General features: G+C 67.3%; 20 protein-coding genes and 1 tRNA gene. All 21 read right to left on the bottom strand.

Annotated features, from left to right (window positions below; all coding sequences use genetic code 11):
* Positions 1 to 19 precede the first annotated feature (19 nt).
* Complete coding sequence (locus H570_RS0108120) at positions 20 to 1,531, bottom strand: NADH-quinone oxidoreductase subunit M (protein WP_027080296.1); 1,512 nt, start codon at positions 1,529 to 1,531, stop codon at positions 20 to 22.
* 14 nt (positions 1,532 to 1,545) lie between these two features.
* Positions 1,546 to 3,615: an NADH-quinone oxidoreductase subunit L gene (gene nuoL, locus H570_RS0108115; RefSeq protein ID WP_027080295.1), complete on the bottom strand. Its 2,070-nt coding sequence runs from the start codon at positions 3,613 to 3,615 to the stop codon at positions 1,546 to 1,548.
* Positions 3,616 to 3,627: 12 nt separating this feature from the next.
* Positions 3,628 to 3,951, bottom strand: a complete 324-nt coding sequence (gene nuoK / locus H570_RS0108110) for an NADH-quinone oxidoreductase subunit NuoK (RefSeq protein ID WP_036135636.1) — start codon at positions 3,949 to 3,951, stop codon at positions 3,628 to 3,630.
* Entirely contained in the window at positions 3,951 to 4,598 is a 648-nt protein-coding gene (locus tag H570_RS0108105; protein ID WP_027080293.1) for an NADH-quinone oxidoreductase subunit J, read from the bottom strand. Before H570_RS0108105 ends, nuoK begins: the two co-directional genes overlap by 1 nt.
* Positions 4,599 to 4,605: 7 nt before the next feature.
* Positions 4,606 to 5,094, bottom strand: coding sequence for an NADH-quinone oxidoreductase subunit NuoI (gene nuoI, locus H570_RS0108100; protein WP_027080292.1), 489 nt, complete (start codon positions 5,092 to 5,094; stop codon positions 4,606 to 4,608).
* Positions 5,094 to 6,170, bottom strand: a complete 1,077-nt coding sequence (gene nuoH, locus H570_RS0108095) for an NADH-quinone oxidoreductase subunit NuoH (protein ID WP_027080291.1) — start codon at positions 6,168 to 6,170, stop codon at positions 5,094 to 5,096. The genes nuoI and nuoH overlap by 1 nt, the downstream gene beginning before the upstream one ends.
* The gene (gene nuoG, locus H570_RS0108090; protein ID WP_027080290.1) at positions 6,167 to 8,407 is read right to left on the bottom strand and encodes an NADH-quinone oxidoreductase subunit NuoG; all 2,241 of its coding nucleotides are present in this window, start codon (positions 8,405 to 8,407) and stop codon (positions 6,167 to 6,169) included. Before nuoG ends, nuoH begins: the two co-directional genes overlap by 4 nt.
* Entirely contained in the window at positions 8,404 to 9,774 is a 1,371-nt protein-coding gene (nuoF, locus tag H570_RS0108085; RefSeq protein ID WP_027080289.1) for an NADH-quinone oxidoreductase subunit NuoF, read from the bottom strand. The genes nuoG and nuoF overlap by 4 nt, the downstream gene beginning before the upstream one ends.
* Before the next feature lie 14 nt (positions 9,775 to 9,788).
* Positions 9,789 to 10,316, bottom strand: coding sequence for an NADH-quinone oxidoreductase subunit NuoE (nuoE, locus tag H570_RS0108080; RefSeq protein WP_027080288.1), 528 nt, complete (start codon positions 10,314 to 10,316; stop codon positions 9,789 to 9,791).
* The gene (locus H570_RS0108075; protein ID WP_027080287.1) at positions 10,313 to 11,623 is read right to left on the bottom strand and encodes an NADH-quinone oxidoreductase subunit D; all 1,311 of its coding nucleotides are present in this window, start codon (positions 11,621 to 11,623) and stop codon (positions 10,313 to 10,315) included. The genes nuoE and H570_RS0108075 overlap by 4 nt, the downstream gene beginning before the upstream one ends.
* Positions 11,620 to 12,426, bottom strand: coding sequence for an NADH-quinone oxidoreductase subunit C (locus H570_RS16895; RefSeq protein ID WP_051176235.1), 807 nt, complete (start codon positions 12,424 to 12,426; stop codon positions 11,620 to 11,622). The genes H570_RS0108075 and H570_RS16895 overlap by 4 nt, the downstream gene beginning before the upstream one ends.
* Positions 12,419 to 13,006, bottom strand: coding sequence for a NuoB/complex I 20 kDa subunit family protein (locus H570_RS16890; protein WP_036135633.1), 588 nt, complete (start codon positions 13,004 to 13,006; stop codon positions 12,419 to 12,421). The genes H570_RS16895 and H570_RS16890 overlap by 8 nt, the downstream gene beginning before the upstream one ends.
* A complete protein-coding gene (locus tag H570_RS0108060; RefSeq protein ID WP_027080286.1) occupies positions 12,997 to 13,353 on the bottom strand; it encodes an NADH-quinone oxidoreductase subunit A in 357 nt (118 codons plus the stop codon). The genes H570_RS16890 and H570_RS0108060 overlap by 10 nt, the downstream gene beginning before the upstream one ends.
* Before the next feature lie 214 nt (positions 13,354 to 13,567).
* Positions 13,568 to 13,652: transfer RNA gene (locus H570_RS0108055), tRNA-Leu, on the bottom strand.
* A gap of 57 nt (positions 13,653 to 13,709) precedes the next feature.
* A complete protein-coding gene (gene secG / locus H570_RS0108050; protein ID WP_027080285.1) occupies positions 13,710 to 14,132 on the bottom strand; it encodes a preprotein translocase subunit SecG in 423 nt (140 codons plus the stop codon).
* Positions 14,133 to 14,181: 49 nt separating this feature from the next.
* Positions 14,182 to 14,934, bottom strand: coding sequence for a triose-phosphate isomerase (gene tpiA, locus H570_RS0108045; protein WP_027080284.1), 753 nt, complete (start codon positions 14,932 to 14,934; stop codon positions 14,182 to 14,184).
* 169 nt (positions 14,935 to 15,103) lie between these two features.
* The gene (locus H570_RS0108040; RefSeq protein ID WP_027080283.1) at positions 15,104 to 16,057 is read right to left on the bottom strand and encodes an isopenicillin N synthase family dioxygenase; all 954 of its coding nucleotides are present in this window, start codon (positions 16,055 to 16,057) and stop codon (positions 15,104 to 15,106) included.
* A 233-nt stretch (positions 16,058 to 16,290) separates the two neighbouring features.
* Positions 16,291 to 17,652, bottom strand: coding sequence for a phosphoglucosamine mutase (gene glmM / locus H570_RS0108035; protein WP_027080282.1), 1,362 nt, complete (start codon positions 17,650 to 17,652; stop codon positions 16,291 to 16,293).
* Positions 17,649 to 18,539 carry an acetyl-CoA carboxylase, carboxyltransferase subunit beta gene (gene accD / locus H570_RS0108030; RefSeq protein ID WP_027080281.1) on the bottom strand — a complete coding sequence of 297 codons (891 nt, stop codon included), beginning with the start codon at positions 18,537 to 18,539 and terminating at the stop codon, positions 17,649 to 17,651. The genes glmM and accD overlap by 4 nt, the downstream gene beginning before the upstream one ends.
* Before the next feature lie 48 nt (positions 18,540 to 18,587).
* The gene (gene trpA / locus H570_RS0108025) at positions 18,588 to 19,415 is read right to left on the bottom strand and encodes a tryptophan synthase subunit alpha (protein ID WP_027080280.1); all 828 of its coding nucleotides are present in this window, start codon (positions 19,413 to 19,415) and stop codon (positions 18,588 to 18,590) included.
* Positions 19,416 to 19,617: 202 nt separating this feature from the next.
* The gene (gene trpB / locus H570_RS0108020; RefSeq protein ID WP_027080279.1) at positions 19,618 to 20,817 is read right to left on the bottom strand and encodes a tryptophan synthase subunit beta; all 1,200 of its coding nucleotides are present in this window, start codon (positions 20,815 to 20,817) and stop codon (positions 19,618 to 19,620) included.
* Positions 20,818 to 20,819: the final 2 nt, after the last annotated feature.

The raw sequence follows: 20,819 nt of genomic DNA, 5'->3' as shown, positions 1-20,819 counted from the left end.
GATCATCGCGGCATCGTCCTCAAAGCTTGCTTGCGGCGAGCTGGGCCGCCAGTTGCGCGATGGAGGGTTCCATCAGGTCGGTCAGCGGCTTCGGCCACAGGCCGATCAGCAGCGTTCCGGCGGCGAACACGCCGAGCACGATCCACTCGCGGCCGTTGATGTCCTTCAGCTCGGCGACGTGGGCATTGCCCACCTCGCCCCAGATGACCCGCTTGGCCAGCCACAGCGAATAGCCCGCGCCGATCATCAGCGTGGTCGCCGCTGCGAACGCAATCAGCGGGTGCTGCTGGAAGCTGGCCAGGATGATCATGAACTCGCCGACGAAACCACTGGTGCCGGGCAGGCCCGAGTTGGCCATCGAGAACAGGATCCAGAACATCGCCAGCCACGGCATCGTATTGGCGACGCCGCCGTAGTCGCTGATCCGGCGCGTATGCATCCGGTCGTAGAGCACGCCGACGCAGGAGAACAGCGCACCCGAGATGAAACCGTGCGAGACCATCTGCACCATCGCGCCCTGCAGGCCCAGCCTGGCCGCATCGAGGTTGTCGACGTCGCGCACCAGCGCGAGCGCGATGAAGATGCCCAGGGTCACGAAGCCCATGTGCGCGACCGACGAATAGGCGATCAGCTTCTTCATGTCGTCCTGCACCAGCGCCACCATGCCGACGTACACGATCGCGATCAGCGAGAGCACGATCATCAGCATCGCGAACTCGTGGCTTGCATCGGGCACGATCGGCAGCGAGAAGCGCAGGAATCCGTACCCGCCGATCTTCAGCATGATCGCCGCCAGGACCACCGAGCCGCCCGTCGGCGCCTCGACGTGCGCATCCGGCAGCCAGGTGTGCACCGGGAACATCGGGATCTTGACCGCGAACCCGAGGAAGAACGCGAAGAACAGCCAGGCCTGCTCGGTGGCCGTCAGCGACAGCTGCACCAGGTCCGGGATCTGCCAGCTGCCGCCCTTCAGGTACATGTAGATCAGCCCGATCAGCATGAACACCGAGCCGAGGAACGTGTACAGGAAGAACTTCATCGCCGCGTAGACGCGGCGCGGGCCGCCCCAGACGCCGATGATGATGAACATCGGGATCAGCATGCCTTCGAAGAAGGCGTAGAACAGGATCGAGTCGACCGCGCAGAACACGCCGATCATCACGCCTTCGAGGATGAGCAGCGTGGCGAAGTACTGGCTCACGCGCTTGCTCACCGATCCCCAGGCGCCGATCAGCACCAGCACCGAGGTGATCGTGGTCAGCAGGATCAGCGCGATCGAGATGCCGTCCGCGCCCAGGTGGTACTGGATGTCGTAGGCCGGGATCCATTCACGGCGTTCGATGAACTGCAGCCCGGCGTTGGCGTAATCGAAGCCGGTGAACAGCGGGATGCTGAGCACGAACGTCACGAATGCAATCAGCAGCGACAGCCAGCGCGCAGCGCTGGCGCGCTGGTTGCCGAGCGCGAGCACCAGTCCGCCGCCGATGATCGGCAGCCAGATCAACAAACTCAGGAGGGGCCAGTTCGACACGTGTTCTTATTCCGTCAGCGCCAGTAGCGAATGAGCGCGGCCAGCAGCACGATCAGGCCGAGGATCATCACGAAAGCGTAGTGGTAGAGGAGTCCGGACTGGGTGCGCCGCAGCACGCCCGCGCACAGGTCGACCAGGCGCACGCTGCCGTTGACGAAGGCGCCATCGATCACCTTCTCGTCGCCACGACGCGACAGCTTGCCCAGCAGCACGCTGCCGCCGGCCAGGCCCTTGATCCACAGGTCGTCCATGCCGTACTTGTTGTTCAGCACGCGGATCGGCAGCGCCAGCACGCGCGCCACCTTTGCCGGCAGCTCCGGCTTGAGCAGGTACATCACCGTCGCCACGGCGAACCCGGCGAGCGCGAGCCAGAACGGCGGCGCCTTGAAGCCGTGCAGGGCGAACTCGACCGGCCCGTGCCAGTTGGCCGCGCCGATCATGGCGATGACGTCGCGCGGACCCGCAACGTCGATCGACCCGAGGAAGAACGGCAGCTGCTTCGCGTGGCCCATCACATCGGTGCCGAACAGCATCGGCCCGGCCGTGACGAAGCCGACTCCGATCGATGCGATCGCCAGCAGCACCAGCGGCACGGTCACCACCCACGGCGATTCGTGCGGCTCATGCACGCCATGGCCATGGTCGTCGTGGTGGGCATCATGGCCGTCGCCGGCGGCATGGGCGTCGCGGAAGCGCTCCTTGCCGTGGAAGGTCAGGTACAGCAGGCGGAAGCTGTAGAACGAGGTGACGAACGCGCCCAGCAGCACAGCCCAGTAGCCGTAGGTCGCGATCCAGTTGCCGGATTCGTGCGCGTGGTGCGCCGCGGCCTCGATGATCGCGTCCTTGGAATAGAACCCGCTGAAGAACGGCGTACCGACCAGCGCCAGGGTGCCGATCAGCATGGTCCAGTAGGTGACCGGCATGTACTTGCGCAGGCCGCCCATGCGGCGCATGTCCTGCTCGTGGTGCATGCCGATGATCACCGAGCCCGCGGCGAGGAACAGCAGCGCCTTGAAGAAGGCGTGGGTCATCAGGTGGTAGACGCCCGCGCTGTAGGCCGAGATACCCAGCGCGACGGTCATGTAACCCAGCTGCGACAGCGTCGAATACGCGACCACGCGCTTGATGTCGTTCTGCACCATGCCGATCAGGCCGGTGAAGAAGGCGGTGGTGGCGCCGATGAACAGCACGAAGTTCAGCGCGGTCTCGCTGAGTTCGAACAGCGGCGACATGCGCGCCACCATGAAGATGCCGGCCGTGACCATCGTCGCGGCGTGGATCAGCGCGGAGATCGGGGTCGGGCCTTCCATCGAGTCGGGCAGCCACACGTGCAGCGGGACCTGCGCCGACTTGCCCATCGCGCCGATGAACAGGCAGATGCAGATCACCGTTGCCACCGACCACTCGTGGCCGGAGATGATCGAAACCAGCTGGCCGCCGCCCACCTTGTCGCTGGCGTTGGCAAATACCGTCGCGTAGTCCAGCGTGCCGAACCAGTACATCACGCCGGCGATGCCGAGGATGAAGCCGAAGTCGCCGACGCGGTTGACCATGAACGCCTTGAGGTTGGCGAACACCGCGGTCGGGCGCTTGAACCAGAAGCCGATCAGCAGGTACGACACCAGGCCCACCGCTTCCCAGCCGAAGAACAGCTGCAGGAAGTTGTTGGACATCACCAGCATCAGCATCGAGAACGTGAACAGGCTGATGTAGCTGAAGAATCGCTGGTAGCCCGGATCGTCGGCCATGTAGCCGATGGTGTAGACGTGCACCAGCAGCGAGACGAAGGTCACCACCACCATCATCATCGCGGTCAGCTTGTCGACCATGAAGCCGACGTGGGCATCGAGGCCTCCGACCTGGAACCAGGTGTAGACGTTCTCGTTGAACGGCGCAGCGCCCTGCCCGACCAGCTGCCACAGCACGTACATCGACAGCGCGCAGCTGGCCGCCACACCGAGGATGGTGATCGAGTGCGAACCGGCGCGACCGATCTGGCGGCCGAACAGGCCGGCCACGAGCGCGCCGAGCAGCGGCGCCAGCACGATGGCCAGCAGCACCGTTTTCGAGATCGCGAATTCCATGCCCGGCATCACTCAGCCCTTCAAGGTATCGATTTCGGCGACGTTGATCGTGCGCCGGTTGCGGAACAGCGTGACCAGGATTGCAAGGCCGATCGCGGCCTCGGCCGCGGCCACGGTGAGGATGAAGAACACGAACACCTGCCCGGCCGCGTCGCCGGCCTCGCGCGAGAACGCGACGAAGTTGATGTTCACCGAGAGCAGCATCAGCTCGATCGACATCAGCACGATGATCACGTTCTTGCGGTTGAGGAAGATGCCCGCAACGCTGATGCAGAACAGCGCCGCGCCCAGCGCGAGGTAATGGCCCAGCGAAAGGCCTTGCACGAACAGATCCATCACCTGGCCTCCCCGTCAGCTTCGCGGGCCGATGCCGGCGCGTCGGGAGCAGGCTTCGCCGCGTCCATCCGCACCATGCGGAAACGGTCGCCCGCCCTGACCCGCGCCTGCGCGCTGGGCACCTGGTGCTTGGTGCCTTCACGCTTGCGCAGGGTCAGCGTGACCGCCGCGATCACCGCCACCGTCAGGATCAACGCCGCGACCTCGAACGGAAGCAGGTAGCCGGTGAACAACCGCTCGGCCAGCCACTCGATGTTGGGCTTGCCGGCCGCGAGCGCGGGATCGGCGCCGAACGGCGTCGCACGCGACTTGATGCCGATCAGCATCACCATCTCGACCAGCATCACCACGGCCACGAGCAGCCCGACCGGCAGGTATCGCACGTAGCCTTCGTGCATCTTCACTTCGTCGATGTCCAGCATCATCACCACGAACATGAAGAGCACCATCACCGCGCCGACATAGACGACGACCAGGGCGATGCCGAGGAATTCCGCGTCGGCCAGGATCCAGGTGCAGGCGACCGTGAAGAACGTCAGCACCAGGCACAGCGCGGCATGCACCGGGCTGCGGACGCTGATCACCGCACCGGCCGCGACCACGGTCACGACGGCAAAGGCGAGGAAGGCAAGCAGTGTGAAGTCCATGCGGTCCTCAGCGGAAAGGAGCGTCGGCGGCGCGGCGCTCGGCGATCTCGGCTTCGAGCCGGTCCCCGATTGCCAGCAGCTGCTGCTTGTTGACGATGTTCTCGCCGCGGTTCTCGAAGTGGTACTCGAGCACGTGGGTTTCGACGATCGAGTCCACCGGGCAGGATTCCTCGCAGAACCCGCAGAAGATGCACTTGAACAGGTCGATGTCGTAGCGCGTGGTGCGGCGGGTGCCGTCGGCACGCTGTTCCGAATCGATGGTGATCGCCAGCGCCGGGCACACCGCCTCGCACAGCTTGCAGGCGATGCAGCGCTCCTCGCCGTTGGGATAGCGGCGCAGCGCGTGCAACCCGCGGAAGCGCGGCGACTGCGGCGTCTTCTCCATCGGGTACATCAGCGTGTACTTCGGCTTGAACAGGTACTTGAGCGTCAGCCACATGCCGGCGAACAGTTCCAGCAGCAGCAGGCCCTTGAACCAGGATGCAATCTTGCGCATTACTTGCCCGCCTCGAACACGCCGTAGTACGCCATCAGCGCCGTCACCGCGATCCACGCGATGCTCAGCGGAATGAACACCTTCCAGCCCAGCCGCATGATCTGGTCATAGCGGTAGCGCGGGAACGTGGCGCGGAACCAGATGAAGCAGCTGGCGAAAAAGCCGACCTTCAGGAACAGCCACCACCAGCCGTCGACCGACAGCAGCGGCACGCCCCAGCCGTGGAAGGGCGACAGCCAGCCGCCGAGGAAGAAGATCGCGGCCAGGAAGCTGACCAGGATCATGTTGGCGTACTCGGCCAGGAAGAACAGCGCGAACGCGGCGCCCGAGTACTCGACCATGTGCCCGGCGACGATTTCCGACTCACCTTCCACCACGTCGAACGGCGCGCGGTTGGTCTCCGCCACGCCGGACACGAAGTACACCACGAACAGCGGCAGCATCGGCAGCCAGAACCATTCCGTGAAGCCGCCGTTGCCGGCCTGCGCCATCACGATCTGCGTCATGTTCAGGCTGCCCGCGCCGATCATCACGCCGACCAGCGCGAAACCCATCGCGATCTCGTAGCTGATCACCTGCGCGGCCGAGCGCATCGCGCCGAGGAAGGCATACTTCGAGTTCGACGCCCAACCGGCGATGATGACGCCGTAGACGCCCAGCGACGTCATCGCCAGCAGGTACAGCAGGCCGGCGTTGGCGTTCGACAGTGCCAACTGCGCATCAAAGGGCACCACGGCCCAGGCCGCGAACGCCGGGACCAGCGTGATCAGCGGCGCGAGGATGTACAGCACCCGCTGCGCATTGGTCGGCTGGATGACTTCCTTGAACAGCAGCTTGAACACGTCGGCGAATGCCTGGAACACGCCCAGCCCGACGTACATCGGCCCGTGGCGTACGTGCATCCAGCCGATCAGCTTGCGCTCCCAGACCACGTAGAAGGCAACGGCAAGGATCACCGGTACCGCGATGGCAAGGATCTTCAGCACGATCCAGGCGACCACGCCGATCGCGCCGAGCGACAGCAGCCATTCGTGCAGCGGGCCGAACACCTCGGCAAGGACGGTCGCCGTGTTCATGCGGCCACCACCTTGATCTTGCCGGCGGCCAGCGCCGCGGTGGCACCGTAGCCGCGTTCGATCCACGCCGAACCGGCCGCGACGCGGTCGTCGATCGCGACCTGCAGGGTCGCGGTGCCGGCCGCATTGGAAAGCTTTGCCATCGCGCCATCGGCAACACCCGCGGCGGCGGCATCGGAAGGATGCAGGCCGACCCGCGGGCCGACCGTCAACGGATGTGCCTGCAGCGCGGCAGCGCGGCGGGTGACCGCGTCGACGCGGTAGATCGCTTCGGAAACCGCGAGTTCGAGCCCCTCGCCCGTCGCGTCCGCGGCAGCGGAGGCCGCCACGGCGACTTCGCGCGGCGCCAGGCCTTCGCGCAGGCCGGCGAAGTCGGTGAAGTCGAAACCGGGAATCCCGAGCTCCCCGGCCAGCGCACGCAGCACGCGCCAGCCGGCACGCGCCTCGCCCGGCAGCTTGCCGGCGGCCACCGCGAACTGCTCGCGGCCGTCCAGGTTGGTGAGCGTGGCATCGATCTCGGGCAGCGCGCCGATCGGCAGGATCACGTCGGCAACCGCGCGCGTGGAACGGCAGGCGAACTGGCTGAAGGCCACGACCTGCGCTGCGCCGAGTGCCTTCAGCGCGACCGCCTGGTCGGCGAAATCGAGGCCCGGCTCGATGCCGTAGACCACGTATGCGCCACGCGGCTGTGCGAGCATGGCACCGGCATCGCGCGAGGCCGGCAGTACGCCGTGGCGCGACAGGCCAACCGCGTTCGCCCCCTGCGGGATCCGGCACAGCGCGGCGTTGTTCGCGCTCGCAAACTGCGCTGCGGCCTTGCGGATCGCGGAAGCATGCGCGCCGTTCTCGCCGATCGCGCCCACGATGACGACACCGCGCGTCGCGGACTTGAATGCTTCGGCCAGCTCCGCCGAAGCCAGCGCATCGGCGATGCGCGACGGCGCGACGATCTGCTTGCCGGCGATGTCGAACGCGAAGTCGAAATCGACCGGGTTGACCACGTGCACCTTCGCGCCGCGCGTCCATGCCTTGCGCACGCGCTGGTGCAGCAGCGGCACTTCGAAACGCAGCTGGCTGCCGACGATGAGGATCACGTCCGCCTGCTCGATCTCCGCGACCGGCATGCCGAACGCCTCGGCGCTGGCGCCGTCGGACAGGTCGTGCTGGGCGATGCGGTGGTCGAGGTTGCCGGTGCCGAGCGCCTCGGCCATGCGCGCCAGCAGCGCGCCTTCCTCGTTGGAGGTCGCGGGATGGACGAGGATGCCGAGGTCGTCGGCGCCATTGTCGCGCAGGATCCGCGCGGCCTTCGCCAGCGCTTCCTCCCACGAGGCTTCGCGCCAGCCGCCTTCCGCGTCACCATCCTTGACCAGCGGCTTCACTGCGCGGTCTTCGGCATGCAGGCCCTGGTGCGAATAACGGTCGCGGTCGGACAGCCAGCACTCGTTGACAGCCTCGTTGTCGCGCGGCACCGCGCGCAGCACGTCGCCCCGGCGCGCGTGCAGGAACAGGTTGCTGCCCAGCGCGTCGTGGTAACCCAGCGACTCCTTGGCGATCAGCTCCCACGGGCGCGCGCGGAAGCGGAACACCTTGTTGGTCAGCGCGCCCACCGGGCACACGTCGATGACGTTGCCGGACAGTTCGGTGGTCAGCGGCTTGCCGTCATAGGTGCCGATCTGCAGGCTCTCGCCGCGCTGCATGCCGCCCAGCTCGTAGGTGCCGGCGATTTCCGCGGTGAAACGGATGCAGCGCGTGCAGTGGATGCAGCGCGTCATGTCGGTGGCGACCAGCGGGCCCATGTCCTCGTCGGCCACCACGCGCTTGCGCTCGGAGAAGCGCGACACCGAGCGTCCGTAGCCCAGCGACAGGTCCTGCAGCTCGCATTCGCCGCCCTGGTCGCAGATCGGGCAGTCGAGCGGGTGGTTGATCAGCAGGAACTCCATCACGTTGCGCTGCGACTTGAGGGCCTTTTCGCTGCGCGTGGACACCTTCATGCCGTCCATCACCGGCGTGGCGCAGGCCGGCGCCGGCTTGCCCATCTTCTCCACGTCCACCAGGCACATGCGGCAGTTGGCCGCAATGGCAAGCTTGTCGTGGTAGCAGAAGCGCGGGATCGGGATGCCGGCCTTGTCGGCGGCCTGGATGATCATCGAGCCCTTGGGCGCGGCCATCTCGACGCCGTCGATGAAGATGGTGACCTGGTCCGGCGGAAGGTTCGGGTTGACGGGCTGCGCACTCATGCCGCTGCCACCTTCGGGACCACGGTCCCGGCCTTCTCGTCATCCACCAGGAAACGCCCGTTCACGATCGCGTACTCGAATTCGTCCCAGTAATGGCGCAGGAAACCCTGCACCGGCCATGCGGCCGCCTCGCCAAAGGCACAGATCGTATGGCCTTCGATCTGCCCGGCCGCGGCGCGCAGCATCTGCAGGTCGTCGACGGTGGCCTGCCCTTCGACGATGCGGGTCAGCATGCGATACATCCAGCCCGTCCCTTCGCGGCACGGCGTGCACTGGCCGCAGCTTTCCTGGTAATAGAAGCGCGCGATGCGCTGGCACGCCCGCACCATGCAGGCGGTCTCGTCCATCACGATCACCGCGCCCGAGCCGAGCCCGGAACCCGCCTTCTGCAGGCTGTCGTAATCCATGGTCAGCTGCATCATCGTCTCGCCCGGAAGCACCGGCATCGACGAGCCACCGGGGATCACGGCCTTGATCCTGTGGCCCGCGCGGATGCCGCCGGCCATCTCCAGCAATTCGGAGAACGGGGTGCCCAGGCGGATCTCGTAGTTGCCCGGCCGCGCGACGTGGCCGGAGACCGAGAAGATCTTGCAGCCGCCGTTGTTGGGCTTGCCCAGGTCGAGGAACCACTGCGCGCCGTTGCGCACGATCGCCGGCACCGAGGCGTAGGTCTCGGTGTTGTTGATCGTGGTCGGCTTGCCGAACAGCCCGAAGTTGGCCGGGAACGGCGGCTTGTAGCGCGGCTGGCCCTTCTTGCCTTCCAGGGACTCCATCAGCGCAGTCTCTTCGCCGCAGATGTACGCGCCGGCGCCAAGCGCATTGTGGATGTCGATGTCGATGCCGCTTCCAAGGATGTCCTTGCCCAGCCAGCCGTTGGCATAGGCCTCGGCGGTGGCTTCCTCGAGGTGCTCGAAGGGCTCGTGGTGGAACTCGCCGCGCAGGTAGTTGTAGGCCACGGTGCTGCCGGTGGCGTAGCAGGCGATCGCCATGCCCTCGATCACCGAGTGCGGGTTGTAGCGCAGGATGTCGCGGTCCTTGCAGGTGCCCGGCTCGGATTCGTCGGAGTTGCACAGGATGTATTTCTGCATGCCCGAACCCTTGGGCATGAAGCTCCACTTCAGGCCGGTCGGGAAGCCCGCGCCGCCGCGTCCGCGCAGGCCGGACTGCTTGACCATGTCGATCACGTCGGCCGGCGGGATCTTCTCTTCCAGGATCTTGCGCAGCGCGCTGTAGCCGCCGGTCTTGAGGTAGTTCTCGTACGACCACGGCTTGTCGAAATGCAGCGTGGTGTAGACGGCCTGGTGCTCCTTCGGCGCGGGGCCGACGGGGCCGTAGCCTTCGGAGACGTGGGTGTGTTGATGCGCCATGCCTGCGTCCAGCCTCACTTCAGTCCGTCGAGCAGCTCGTCGACCTTCGTCGCGTCGAGCTTCTCGTGGTAATGGCCGTTGATCACGACCACCGGCGCGCCGCAGCACGCGGCCACGCATTCTTCCTCGCGCTTCAGGTACACGCGGCCATCGGCAGTCGACTCGCCGAGCTTGCAGCCGAGCTTCTGCTCCGCGTGCCTCACCAGGTCCTCGGCGCCGTTGAGCCAGCAGCTGATGTTGGTGCAGAACGCGACGTTGTTGCGGGCGACCGGCTTGGTCTCGAACATCGAGTAGAACGTCGCGACCTCGTACGCCCACACCGGCGGGATGCCAAGGTACTTGGCCACCGCGGCGATCAACTCGTCGCTCAACCAGCCGCCGTTGGCCTGCTGGGTGGCGAACAGGCCCTGGATCACCGCCGAGCGCTTGCGATCCGGCGGGAACTTGGCCACCCAGTGGTCGATGTACGCACGCACGTCATCCGACAGCACGACCATCGGGTCGACATTGCGCGCATTCTCGAAATTGCCGGTGGCCTTCATCGATCAACCTCGCCAAACACGATGTCGTAGGTGCCGATCATCGCCACCACGTCGGACAGCATGTGTCCCTTCACCACCTCGTCCATCGATGACAGGTGGACGAACCCCGGCGCGCGCAGGTGTGCGCGGAACGGCTTGTTTGCACCATCGGACACCAGATAGCAGGCGAACTCGCCCTTCGGCGCCTCGACGGCCGCGTAGGTCTCGCCGGCAGGTACGCAATAGCCCTCGGAGAACAGCTTGAAGTGGTGGATCAGCGCTTCCATGTCGTCCTTCATCTCCTCGCGGGAGGGCGGCGACACCTTGTAGTTGTCGAGCATGACCGGGCCGGGGTTTGCCTTCAGCCAGCGCACGCACTGTTCGATGATCCGCACCGACTGGCGCATCTCGGCGACGCGCACGAGATACCGGTCGTAGCAGTCGCCAGTGACGCCGACCGGGATGTCGAAATCGACCTCGGCATACTTCGCGTAGGGCTGCTTCTTGCGCAGGTCCCAGGCCACGCCGGATCCGCGCAGCATCGGCCCGGTCATGCCCCAGGCCAGCGCCTTCTCCGGCGGAATCACGCCGATGCCCACGGTGCGCTGCTTCCAGATGCGGTTGTCGGTCAGCAGGACCTCGTATTCGTCGATGCGATCCGGGAAGTCCTTGGCGAAGGCCTCCAGGTAATCCAGCATCGAGCCCTCGCGCCAGGCGTTGAAGCGCTTGAGCGATGCGCCCTTGCGCCACTTCGACTCGCGGTACTGCGGCATGCGCTCGGGCAGGTCGCGATAGACGCCACCGGGGCGGTAGTAGGTCGCGTGCATGCGCGCGCCCGACACCGCCTCGTACACATCCATCAGCTCTTCGCGCTCGCGGAAGGCGTAAAGGAACACCGCCATCGCGCCCAGGTCGAGTGCGTTGGAGCCGATCCACATCAGGTGGTTGAGGATGCGGGTGATCTCGTCGAACAGCGTGCGGATCCACTGCGCGCGCTCGGGCGCCTCGATCCCCATCAGTCGTTCGATCGCGAGCACGTAGGCATGCTCGTTGCACATCATCGACACGTAGTCGAGGCGATCCATGTAGCCGATCGACTGGTTGAACGGCTTGGATTCGGCCAGCTTCTCGGTGCCCCGGTGCAGCAGGCCGATATGCGGGTCGGCGCGCTGCACGACTTCGCCGTCCATTTCCAGGATCAGGCGCAGCACGCCGTGCGCGGCCGGGTGCTGCGGGCCGAAGTTCAGCGTGTAGTTGCGGATCTCCTGCCGCGCCTCGGCCACGCTGCTGGCGAAAGGCGTGCTGGAAACGTGCGGATGGGCGCTCATTTCGCGGCTCCTGCGTCGGCCGGCCCGATGCCGCTGTGGATCTTCAGGTCGTGGTCCTCGCCGATGGCGGTGGCGTAGCGCGCGTCGTCGCGGACCACGCGCGGCACGCCGACGCGCGGCTCCACCGACGTGACCGGCTCGTACACCACGCGCTGCTTCTCGGCGTCGTAGCGGACTTCGACGTTGCCGATCAGCGGGAAGTCCTTGCGGAACGGATGGCCGACGAAACCGTAGTCGGTCAGGATCCGGCGCAGGTCCGGGTGGCCCGGGAAGACGATGCCGAACAGGTCGAACGCCTCGCGCTCGAACCAGTTCGCGCCCGGCCACAGGTCGGTGACCGAAGCCACGACCGGGAGGCTGTCGTCGGAGGCGAAGCAGGTCACGCGCACGCGCCGGTTGTGCTCGACCGAAAGCAGCTGCGCGACCACCGCGTAGCGGCGCTGCGGAACCGGGGTGATCTCGACGGCATCGGGCTGCGCCGCCTGCCGGCTGGGTCGCTCGCCATACTTGAAGCGTCCCGGCCCCCTGCCCTCGACGCCGCGGCTGAAGCCCAGCGAAGACACCTCGGTGTCCCACTCGTCGCTGCCGTAGCCGAGGTAGTCGATGCCGCACAGGTCGGCCAGCATTTCGAAGCCGAACTCGTCGCGCAGCGCGCGGCAACCGTCGTGCCAGGCCTCGGGCGACAACACGATGCCGACTTCGCCGCGCGGCATCGCCACGCTGACCTCGGCACCTTCGAAGCGGGCGCGCAGGCGATCGGCGAACACCGTCGCCGACTCGTGGCCGACGTACTGCTCAGCCATTGCGCTGCCCCGTCTTGTTGTCGCCGAAGTTGGTCGAACGGCGGATCTTCTTCTGCAGCTGCAGGATGCCGTAGACCAGTGCTTCGGCGGTCGGCGGGCAGCCGGGCACGTAAATGTCGACCGGCACGATGCGGTCGCAGCCGCGCACGACCGAATACGAATAGTGGTAGTAGCCGCCGCCGTTGGCGCAGCTGCCCATCGAGATCACCCACTTGGGGTCGGGCATCTGGTCATAGACCTTGCGCAGCGCCGGGGCCATCTTGTTGACCAGGGTACCGGCGACGATCATCACGTCGGCCTGGCGCGGCGACGGGCGGAACACCACGCCGAAACGGTCCAGGTCAAGGCGCGAGGCGCCGGCATGCATCATCTCCACCGCGCAGCAGGCCAGGCCGAAGGTCATCGGCCACATCGAGCCGGTGCGCGCCCAGTTGAGCAGCACGTCGGAGCTGGTGGTGACGAAGCCGCGCTCGGTCAGCGGATTGTCGCCTTCCGGACGCAGGATGTCGTCGACGCGGCCTTCCGGCAGCGGATTGCTGATGAAATCCGCCGCCTTCTGGATGGACTGGATCACTCCCATTCCAGCGCTCCCTTCTTCCACACGTAGATGAACCCGAGCAGCAACATGCCCACGAAGATGCCCATCTCGATCAAGCCGAGCACGCCCAGCTGCCGGAACACCGTGGCCCAGGGGATGATGAAGATGATTTCCAGGTCGAAGACGATGAACTGGATGGCGATGAGGTAGTAGCGGATGTCGAACTGCATCCGCGAGTCCTCGAACGCGGCGAAGCCGCATTCGTACGGCGAGAGCTTCTCCGCCGTCGGCCGCTTGGGCCCGAGCAGGTTGCCGATCACGATCAGGGCGATGCCGATGCCCGTGGCAACGAAAAGGAACAGCAGGGTCGGCAGGTATTCGGCCAGCACGCTTGTTACTCTCGGCTACTGGCCGCGCCAGCGGCCATTGCTCGGGCTCCGCATCGCTGCCGGAACCCATTTTCCGTCGCGGGCATCCTGCTCGCAGCGGGCGTCTTGTGCGAATCCGTGCACGGATGCGCGGATTCCCTGTTTCTTGCCAGGAGCGGCGATGACGGCCGCTCCTGCATTCAACCTGCACGTCCCTGCGCAGGCTTTCCGCCAGTGGTGCCCAAGGGGGGACTCGAACCCCCACGACCTAAGCCGCTACCACCTCAAGGTAGTGCGTCTACCAATTCCGCCACCTGGGCAAATCTGTTGCCGTTCGCACCGCGTCCCGGGCGCGAAACCCCGGCATTGTAAGTGTCTCAATCGCCCTGCGGAACCGGTTGCTTCTGCGCGGGCGGCTGTGATTGCGTTTGCGCTGGCGCGGAGTCGGCGGGCTGCGCCGGTGCCGAGGGCACGGCGGGCGACGGCGCGACGGGCGCGCCGGCAGCCGGCGCGGCCGGCACCTGCGCCATCACGCCCAGGTCCTGCTGTGCCTGGCCCGGCTGCGCACTGCGGGTGGCGTGCCAGGCCATGAACAGGGTGATCGCGAAGAACACGATCGCCAGCCACTTGGTGGCCTTGGACATGAAGTTCGAGGAGCCCTGGGAGCCGAAAACGGTCGCCGAAGCGCCGCCGCCGAAGCCGGAACCGGCCTGCGCACCGGCGCCACGCTGCATCAGGATCAGCGCGATCATCGCGACCGCGACCAGCACGAACAACACGTTGAGGATCGACATCAACATCGGAAGGACTCTGGGTAGTGGGTTCCGGGTCGGGAACCGCTCAATCGGTTCAGGAAGCCGCCGCTTCGGCGATGGCCAGGAAATCGGCGGCCACCAGCGAAGCGCCGCCGATCAGCCCGCCGTCCACGTCCGGCTGCGCAAACAGCTCGGCCGCGTTGTCGGGCTTCACGCTGCCGCCGTACAGCAGCGGTAGCAAGCCGGCGATTGTAGCATCGCGCGCCGCGGCCTCGCCACGGATGAATGCGTGCACGGCCTGCGCCTGGTCAGGGGTCGCGGTGCGGCCGGTACCGATCGCCCAGACCGGCTCGTAAGCCACCACGGCGCCCTCCAGCGCCCGCGGGCCGGCCAGTTCGAACACGGGCTCGAGCTGGCCGGCGATCACGTATTCGGTCTGCCCCGCCTCGCGCTGTTGCAGGGTCTCGCCGACGCACAGGATCGGAGTCAGCCCGGCGGCCTTGGCGGCGACGAACTTGCGGGCCACCAGCTCGCTGTCTTCCTGGTGGTACTGGCGACGCTCGGAATGCCCCACCAGCCCATAGCGCGCGCCGACGTCGGCGATCATGGCCGCGGAGACCTCGCCGGTGTAGGCGCCCTTCTCATTGCAGCTCACGTCCTGCGAGCCGAAGCCGATGCCGCGCCCCTCGAAATCCTCGATCAGGTCGCCCAGGTAGGGCAGCGGGGGCAGCACCACGACATCGACGCCGGCCACCGGCAGGCCTGCGGCCACGGCACCCAGCAGTTCGGTGGCGAAGGCGCGGCTGCCATGCAGCTTCCAGTTTCCGGCAACGATCCTGCGACGCATCGGGCGACTCCTGTGAAAAGGCGCACAAGGATAGCCGATGGGGCCGGAACTGGGCCCACGGCGCTGCCCGTCCCTGCAGGAGCGGCGGGAGCCGCGCGCTCTTGATCTTTTCGTGCCGAAGAACTCGCGGCTCCCGCCGCTCCTGCGGGAGGCCCACGCTTCTTCGGGGTTACTTCAGTTTGATCTCGCGCAGCCGCTCATCGAGGTAGCCCTGCGCGGTGATCGGCTCGGGATAGCGGCTCGGGTTGTCGGCGCTGATCGTCGACGGCAGCACGTCGATCACGAAGTCCGGGTTCGGGTGCAGGAAGAACGGCACCGAATAGCGTGGCTGCCGCGCCTGCTCGCCCGGCGGGTTGACCACGCGGTGGGTCGTCGAGGGATACACGTGGTTGGTCAGGCGCTGCAGCATGTCGCCGATGTTGACCACGATGGTGTCGGCGTCGGAGGTGAACGGCACCCATTCGCCGTCGTGCGACAGCACCTCGAGCCCCGCGGCGCTGGCGCCGACCAGCAGGGTGATCAGGTTGATGTCCTCGTGCGCGCCGGCGCGCACGTTGGGGATGTCGTCCGCGGTGATCGGCGGGTAGTGGATCGGGCGCAGGATCGAGTTGCCGAAGTCGGTCTTGTCGGCAAACCAGTGCTCAGGCAGGCCGATGTGCAGTGCCAGCGCCGACAGCACCTGGGTGCCGAGTTCGTCGAGCGCCTGGTACAGCGCGTAACCCTTCGCCTGGAAGCCTTCGACTTCCGCCGGCCACAGGTTCGGCGGCATGGCATCGCGGTACTTCGAATCGTCCGGGATCTCGCGGCCGATGTGCCAGAACTCCTTGAGGTCGAAATACTTCGCACCCTTGGCGGTCTCGACGCCGAACGGCGTGTAGCCGCGCGCCCCGCCGCCACCGGCGACGTGGTAGCGCTTCTTGGTCTCTTCCGGCAGCGCGAAGAAGGCCTTGAACACCTCGTACGAGCCGTCGATCAGCGACTGGTCGATGCCGTGGTTGCGGATGCCGGCAAAGCCCCATTCACGATAGGCCGCGCCGAGTTCGTCGACGAACGCCTGGCGGTCCTGCGGACTGGAAGGATGGGTGAATCGGCGGATGTCGAGCGTCGGGATTCGGGCTGGCATGCGATGGCTCTGGTCTGGCTCCCGGCCGCGGCAACGGATGTCCGGCAGGGAAGTTGGCGCGATGCGCGCAGTCTGGGGCGGCCTGGTTCGCGCCGCAGGCAATAGATTAATCCACGCGGGCGCGACCTGCCCGTCGGCGATTGCCCGCCGGCGATCCCGCCGAAGCTGATTCGTATCGGACATTGTTCGTGCCGGACCCGCCTCGTGGCGGGGCCGGCTGCCGGCCGGTGCGTTCAGGCCGCGGCGCGAACGGCGGCGGCGAGCGTGTCCAGCGTCGACTGCACCAGCGCCGCGTCGTCGGCCTCGACCGTGACCCGCACCACCGGCTCGGTGCCCGAAGGCCGCAGGAATGCACGCCCGCGGCCGGCGACGCTGGCCTGGGCCGCGGCCAGCGCGGTCTTCACGCTTTCGGCCTCGGCGGGCCGTGCGCCATTCGAATAGCGCACGTTGACGGTCTTCTGCGGCACTTTCTCCATGCCGCGCAGCCCCTGCTGCAGGCTGATGCCGCGCCGATGCAATACCTCCAGCACCTGCAGCGCGCTGACGATGCCGTCGCCGGTGGTCGCCCGGTCCAGGCACAGCAGGTGGCCCGAGGCTTCGCCGCCGAGGTTGCTGCCATGTTCGAGCAGGGCCTGGTGCACGTGGCGATCACCGACCTTGGCGCGGATGAAGCCGATGCCGGCTTCGCCCAGCGCGCGCTCGAAGCCGAAGTTGCTCATCAGCGTGCCGACCACCGGCCCATGCAGGCGGCCGCTGGCCTTCCAGTCGCTGGCGAGCAGGAACAGCAGGTCGTCGCCGTCGCGCACCACGCCGTCGCCGTCGACGAACAGCACGCGGTCGCCGTCGCCGTCGAAGGCGATGCCGAGTTCGGCACCAGTCTCGCGCACGCGCGCGGCCAGCCCTTCGGGATGCATCGAGCCGACGCCGTCGTTGATGTTCAGTCCGTTGGGATCCACGCCCATGGCGTCGACGCGCGCACCGAGCTCGCGCAGCACCAGCGGTCCGATCTGGTAGGTCGCGCCGTGGCCGCAATCGACGACGATGCGCATGCCGCCCAGGTCGAAGTTGCGCGAGACCGAGTTCTTGCAGGCCTCGACGTAGCGGCCGACGGCGTCGCGGGTGCGCGTGGTCTTGCCCAGCTGCTCGGACGGCACCGTGCGGAACGGATTGTCCAGCGCCGCCTCGATCGCCAGTTCGGTGGCGTCGTCGAGCTTCTCGCCTTCGGCGGAGAAGAACTTGATGCCGTTGTCGTAATGCGGATTGTGCGAGGCGGAGATGACGATGCCGCCATCGGCACGCAGCGAGCGCGTCAGGTGTGCCACTGCGGGAGTCGGCATCGGCCCCATCAGCTGCACGTCGACGCCGGCGGCAACCAGGCCAGCCTCCAGCGCCGCCTCGAACATGTAGTTGGATACCCGGGTGTCCTTGCCGATGATCACGGTCGGGCGGCGCCATTGGCCCGCGCCGGCACCCTTGACCATCGCCCGCAGCGCGTGGCCATAGGCGTTGCCCAGCCGCAGCACGAAATCGGCCGAGATCACGCCCTCGCCGACCCGGCCGCGGATGCCATCGGTACCAAAATACTTCCTGCTCATGCTTCCACGACCACGTCGTCTTCCGGCTGCGGCTGTCGCATCAACAACGCAAGCAGCGCCGCAATCCGGTCGCGCAGCTCGCGACGGTCGCAGATCTGGTCGATGGCGCCGTGTTCGAGCAGGAACTCCGAACGCTGGAAGCCTTCGGGCAGCGTCTCGCGCACGGTCTGTTCGATCACCCGCGGGCCAGCGAAGCCGATCAGCGCCTCGGGCTCGGCCAGGTTGATGTCGCCGAGCATCGCGAACGACGCCGATACACCGCCGGTGGTCGGGTGCGTCATCACCGAGATGTAGGGCAACCCGGCTGCGCGCAGGCGCGCCAGCGCGGCCGAGGTCTTGGCCATCTGCATCAGCGAGAACAGGCTTTCCTGCATGCGCGCGCCACCGCTTGCGGAGAAGCACACGAACGGCGAACCGATCTCCAGCGCGCGTTCGGCGCCCAGCGCGAAGCGCTCGCCGACCACCGAGCCCATCGAGCCGCCCATGAAGGCGAAGTCGAAGGCGCTCGCCACCAGCGGCCGCCGCTTGAGCGTGCCCTGCAGCGTCACCAGCGCGTCGCGCTCGCCGGTGCTCTTCTGCGCGGCCTTGATCCGGTCGGCGTACTTCTTCTGGTCGCGGAACTTGAGCACGTCGGTCGGCCCGAGCGCGGCGCCGATCTCCTGCGTGCCATCGGCATCGAGGAACGTGCGCAGCCGCGCGCGGGCACGGATCGCCATGTGGAAATTGCACTTCGGGCAGACCTCGAGGTTTTCCTCGAGTTCGGGCCGGTACAGCACCGAGCCGCAGCGGTCGCACTTCTCCCACAGCCCTTCGGGGACGCTGCGCTTCTTCGGTGCGCCGGGTTCGGTGCGGATGCGGGCGGGCATCACTTTCTTCAGCCAGGACATGCGGTCAGGTTGCCTTTGGGCGGCCTCGGCCGCGTCAGGCGTGAAAGTTTAGCGCACGGGGCCGTTTCGGCCCGCCCCGTCCAGCGCCGCCCGCAGGGGCGCCAGGAAGGCCGCGGCCCGCGTCGCGGCTTCCCCGGCGTTATCCGCGCCGGCCATCGCAGCCACCAGTGCGCTGCCCACCACCACGCCGTCCGCGTCGACGGCCATGGCGGCGGCGCTGGCGGCGTCGCGGATGCCGAAGCCCGCAACCACCGGCGCCCGGCTCATGCCGCGGATCGTGCGCAGGCGCGCCGAAGCCGCGCCGGGATCAAGCTGTTCCGATGCGCCGGTGACACCGGCGAAGCTGACGTAATAAAGGTAACCCTGCACTTGGGCGCACAGCGCCTGGAGCCGCGCGTCGGTGGTGGTCGGTGCGGCCAGCAGCACCAGCGCCACGCCGTGTGCGGCGAAGGCCTCGCGGAAGCCGCCGGATTCCTCGGGCGGCAAGTCGACCAGCAGCACGCCATCGACGCCTGCTGACGCGGCCTCGCGCGCGAAGGCGTCGGCGCCGCGCGCCTCCACCGGGTTGAGGTAGCCCATCAGCACCACCGGGGTACCGGCGTCGCGCTGGCGGAACGCGCACACGCTGTCGAACACATACGACAGCCCGGCGCCGCGCGCCAGCGCCCGCTCGGAGCTGCGCTGGATGGTCGGGCCGTCTGCCATCGGATCGGAGAACGGCACGCCGAGCTCGATCACGTCGGCGCCGGCGTCCACCAGCGCGTGCATCACCGGCACCAGCGCTTCCAGCGACGGATCACCGGCGGTGACGAACGGGATCAGCGCCTTGCGATTGGCGGCCTTGAGCTGGGCGAACCTGGTGTCGATGCGATTCATGGATTTTGCTCTTTCCCCTTCAAGGGCATGAAGAGGAGCGCCTGCGAGCCACCGGCCCGCACGGCGACGAACGCCGCGCGTGCTGCGCATGGCCGAACGGGCCGGGATCGGGATGGGTTTTGCGGCAGCTGAAGGGAAACCCATCCCCTCGCCGGCCTTCCTCTTGAAGGGCATGGAGAAAAGCGGCTGCGCCACACCGGAGTCAAAGCTGCATGCCCTCGCGCGCCGCAATCGTGTGCACGTCCTTGTCGCCGCGGCCCGACAGGTTGCACAGCACGATGGCGTCCTTCGGCATCCCGCGCGCCAGCTTGATGGCCTGGGCGATGGCGTGGCTGGATTCGAGCGCGGCGAGGATGCCTTCGGTCTTCGCCAGCAGGTGGAACGCGGCCAGCGCCTCGTCGTCGGTCACGCCCACGTACTCGGCGCGGCCGGTGTCCTTGAGGAAGGCATGCTCCGGCCCGACGCCGGGATAGTCCAGGCCCGCGGACACCGAATGGGTCTCGGTGATCTGGCCGTCGTCGTCGCACAACACGTAGGTGCGGTTGCCGTGCAGCACGCCGACGCGACCGGCTTCCAGCGATGCGGCGTGGCGTCCGCTGGCGATGCCCTCGCCCGCCGCCTCCGCGCCGACGATGCGCACGCCCGGGTCGTTGAGGAAGGCATGGAAGATGCCGATCGCATTGCTGCCGCCGCCCACGCAGGCGGTGATCGCGTCCGGCAGCCGGCCATGTTCGGCCAGCATCTGCGCGCGCGCCTCGCGCCCGACCACGGCGTTGAAGTCGCGCACCATGCGCGGATACGGGTCGGGGCCGGCCACGGTGCCGATGATGTAGAACGTGTCGCGCACGTTGGTCACCCAGTCGCGCATCGCCTCGTTGAGCGCGTCCTTGAGCGTGGCCGAGCCGCTGGTCACCGGCACCACCGTCGCGCCGAGCAACTGCATGCGGTAGACGTTGATCTTCTGGCGCTCGATGTCGGTCGCGCCCATGTAGACCACGCATTCGAGCCCCAGCCGCGCGGCCACGGTTGCGCTGGCGACGCCGTGCTGGCCGGCGCCGGTCTCGGCGATGATCCGGGTCTTGCCCATGCGGCTGGCGAGCAGCGCCTGGCCGATGGTGTTGTTGATCTTGTGCGCGCCGGTGTGGTTCAGGTCCTCGCGCTTGAGCAGGATGCGCGCGCCGCCGACGTGTTCCGACAGCCGCGCTGCCACGTAGATCGGGCTCGGCCGGCCGACGTAGTGCGCAAGGTCCTGGTCGAAGGCCTCGATGAAGGCCGGGTCCACGCGCGCGGCGTCGTAGGCGGCAGCCAGTTCCTCGAGCGGGCCGATCAGGGTCTCGGCGACGAAGCGCCCGCCGTGGCGACCGAAGTGGCCGTCGGCATCCGGCCAGGCGTGGTAGTCGATCG

The organism is Luteimonas mephitis DSM 12574 (genome assembly GCF_000422305.1).
Taxonomy (GTDB): Bacteria; Pseudomonadota; Gammaproteobacteria; order Xanthomonadales; family Xanthomonadaceae; genus Luteimonas; species Luteimonas mephitis.
The sequence above is the reverse complement of the archived record's forward strand: the minus strand, read 5'-3'. Positions and strand labels throughout refer to the sequence as shown.